Raw genomic sequence first — 2,839 nt, forward strand, 5'->3', positions numbered from 1 at the left:
TCGCGGCCCCGACCGGCTCCGTCGGGCAGGGTGGGGGGCAGCCGACCTTGGTCGCGGTCCACGTCTGGGTGGGGCCGGTGCCCGTGGTCCACTGGATGACGGGTTGCCGTCGAGGGTGGTGTTGGCGTTGTCCAGCGCCTTGCCGCTGGCCCGGTTGACGAGCTGGTACCCACCGTTGCCGAGCGAGGCGATGGCCCACTGCTGCTGCCACTGCCAGCTGCTGTTGTCGGTCCGCTGCACCACCGTCGAGGCGTCGGAGGTGCTGTTGTTGTCGAGCGCCTCGCCGCTGCGCACGGAGACCAGCTTGTAGTAGCCGTGACCCAGGTCGGTGACCGTCCACTGCTGGGTGGCACCGCTGTTGAGGGTCCACTGGACGCACTGGTTGCCTTCGGCCGTGGTGTTGGCGTTGTCGAGGGCCTTGCCGCTCCGGGCGCAGACGAACGTTGTAGACGCCGCCCGCGAGCACGGCCGGCATGCCGTTGACCTCGACGCAGACCACGGAGTCGTTCGTGTCGGGCGCGCCGCTCGGCACATGGACGTTGATCTGGCCGCCGCTGACCCAGTAGGTCAGGGAGGCGAAGGGGTTGTTCAGCAGGTAGACGCGGTTGATCGTGTTGTACACCGCCGGGATCTGCAGAATGCGAAGGGGCTGCCGCTGGTGCCCTAGATGCTGTCGGAGTAGGTGGCCATCCAGGAGGCCATGCCGTTCAGAGTGGTCAGCTGCCCGGGTGTTACGGGCCGTCGTTCGCGCTGCCGTCGGGGTTGTGGCCGCCGTCGGGGCCGATGTTGAGCAGGTAGTTGCCGTCCCGGGAGATGCAGGTAACCATCTGCTGGATGATGTACTGGAGCGAGTGGTAGTTGTTTTCCTTGTCTTTGTTGTAGCCCCATGCCTCGTTCATGGTGGGGCAGTACTCCCACTGCCGGTCCATCGGTGCGCTGAACCGACCGCGTAGTCACCCAGGCCGCAGTCGCGCTTGACGCGTTCGTTGACGATGACGTTCGGCCAGGTCTGGGTCAGCCAGTCCTACAGGCTCTGCCCGTCCGCCTGGGTCCACCAGTCGGTGAGGGTGGGGGTGGAGGGGTTGCCGCACCAGTCGCCGTCGAACCACAGCAGGGCCGGGTTGTAGGCGTTCATCAGTTCCGTGAGCTGGGCCTTCATGCCGTTGATGTAGTTGGTGCGCGCGGTCAGCGACGTCATGGTGGAGCCCGGCGGCGTCCTGCACATGGCCCCGGAGCAGGTCGCCGACTGGCTTGCACCGCTGCCGGTGGAGGCGCTGCACGGCATCGGCCCACGCCAGGCGGAGGTGCTGCGGGATTACGGCATTCACAGCGTGGGCCTGCTCGCCGCGGTGCCGGCCGCCACGGTGCAGCGGCTGCTGGGTGGCCGCGCCGGGCGTACGGCCGCCGACCGGGCCCGCGGCATCGACCCGCGCGCGGTCGTCCCCCGCGCCCTGCCCGCCACCGCGACCGCCCGCCGCGCCTTCGACCGGCACCTCCTGGACGGCGCCGAGGTGCGCGCCGCCCTGCTGGAGCTGGTGGTACGGCTCGGTGTACGTCTGCGCCGACGGGACCAGGCCGCCGCGCCCTCACCCTCTGGCATGAGCGGCTTGCGGTGGGCCCCACTTCTCCCGCTTGCGCTGGCTCCGCCGTGGAGCGCCTCGGAGACGGGGGCCGTGCAGCCAGCCGGCATCACCTGCTGTGCCAGGACTCCAGCCGATGCGCGATCGTGCGTAGATCGGCTTCCTGCGCGCGGACCTCCTGGGCGAGTGCGTACAGATCTTCGTCTTTGGCTTGGAGCGGCTGGCCGGAGACGTGCATGTACTGGCTGGTGCAGGCCCAGCCGATGACCAGGTTGTAGTCGCTGAAGGGCCGCAGCAGCAACGCGGTGTGCAGAAAAGTCGCAGCCCGGGACGCAACCTCCTCGTAGTACAAGACACCGCGTTCCCGCTCGAACTTGTGCCGATCGGCCATGAATCCCAAGGCGCCCCAGTCCGCGATGGGTACGTTCAGCGGGGAGATCGCCGACTGGATCTGCAGCACCCAGCCGACATCGACACGGATGATCGGGCTCACCGCTGTCCTTCAGGGAAACGCGCCGTGACGCCGGCCAGGATCCGGGCAGCCTCGGCCACCGCCCCTTCGACGAAGGCAAGCCGGTCGGCCTCCTCCACTGTCACGTCGTGAACATGCTGCTTCAGACTCCGGCCCGTCAAAGCCGCACGCTTGCGCAGCCGAGCCATCTCTTCTTCGCTGAATTCCACGTTAAGTGCAGGCATGTCCCCAAGGTACCTCCATTGGTACCACTAGCGGTACCCGCTCGTGCCGAGGAACGGGGGGAGTGTCGATTCCCGGTCCTGATTGAAGGCGCTTCGGGACGCGGGCGGGGCGCACGTGTGCAAGTGGGCGATGGCGGTGTGCAGGCCTAAGCTTGACTCTGTCGGGGATCTTGGACCCGGTGCGGCAGCAGGATCGACGGGCATGCTCGGGTGGTTCCGCCGATCGATGCAGCTGTCGAGGTGCTCGTTGTCCCTTCGTCCCCGTTCCGGTGAGCAGGTTCCGTCTCTGACTGCGCAGGTTGCGCGGGCGAGCAACCCGGACGGCACGACGGCGATATGGGTGCGTGACCGGCTGGGTGGGCTGTGGTGTGACGAGGACTTCGCGGACTGGTATCCGCGGGATGGGCGTCCGGGTCTCTCGCCTGCTCAACAGGCCACCGTCTGTGTGCTGTGGTTCCTGCTCGGCTTGTCGGACCGGCAGGCCGCCGAGGCGGTCCGCTGCCGCATTGGCTTCACGTACGCCACGGCCATGGAGCTGGACGACCCCGGCTTCCACCACAGCG

The 2,839-nt window shown here is 68.0% G+C and carries 6 protein-coding genes and 1 pseudogene; 2 read left to right on the forward strand and 5 right to left on the reverse strand.

Features of this window, described 5'->3' with window-relative positions; translation table 11 throughout:
• The 3 genes from ACYF6T_RS44335 to ACYF6T_RS44345 form a co-directional block, all read right to left on the reverse strand.
• A partial coding sequence (locus tag ACYF6T_RS44335; RefSeq protein WP_461703673.1) for an RICIN domain-containing protein occupies positions 1 to 534 on the reverse strand: 534 nt, incomplete at its 3' end.
• Positions 535 to 731: 197 nt separating this feature from the next.
• Positions 732 to 899: an alpha-L-fucosidase gene (locus ACYF6T_RS44340; protein ID WP_461703674.1), complete on the reverse strand. Its 168-nt coding sequence runs from the start codon at positions 897 to 899 to the stop codon at positions 732 to 734.
• Between the two features lie 125 nt (positions 900 to 1,024).
• Positions 1,025 to 1,198 carry an alpha-L-fucosidase gene (locus tag ACYF6T_RS44345; protein WP_461703675.1) on the reverse strand — a complete coding sequence of 58 codons (174 nt, stop codon included), beginning with the start codon at positions 1,196 to 1,198 and terminating at the stop codon, positions 1,025 to 1,027.
• Positions 1,199 to 1,205: 7 nt separating this feature from the next.
• Here ACYF6T_RS44345 and ACYF6T_RS44350 point away from each other — a divergent pair.
• A pseudogene (locus ACYF6T_RS44350) lies at positions 1,206 to 1,580 on the forward strand (hypothetical protein); the annotation flags it as partial.
• Between the two features lie 109 nt (positions 1,581 to 1,689).
• Here the strand turns inward: ACYF6T_RS44350 and ACYF6T_RS44355 are convergent.
• Together ACYF6T_RS44355 and ACYF6T_RS44360 are read right to left on the reverse strand one after the other, a co-directional pair.
• Complete coding sequence (locus tag ACYF6T_RS44355; RefSeq protein WP_461703676.1) at positions 1,690 to 2,073, reverse strand: hypothetical protein; 384 nt, start codon at positions 2,071 to 2,073, stop codon at positions 1,690 to 1,692.
• A complete protein-coding gene (locus ACYF6T_RS44360; protein ID WP_461703677.1) occupies positions 2,070 to 2,276 on the reverse strand; it encodes a hypothetical protein in 207 nt (68 codons plus the stop codon). Before ACYF6T_RS44360 ends, ACYF6T_RS44355 begins: the two co-directional genes overlap by 4 nt.
• A gap of 340 nt (positions 2,277 to 2,616) precedes the next feature.
• On the opposite strand from ACYF6T_RS44360, the gene ACYF6T_RS44365 reads away from it, so the two are divergent.
• The coding region (locus ACYF6T_RS44365; RefSeq protein WP_461703678.1) for a transposase at positions 2,617 to 2,839 on the forward strand (223 nt) is incomplete at its 3' end.

The organism is Streptomyces sp. 7R007 (assembly GCF_054850255.1).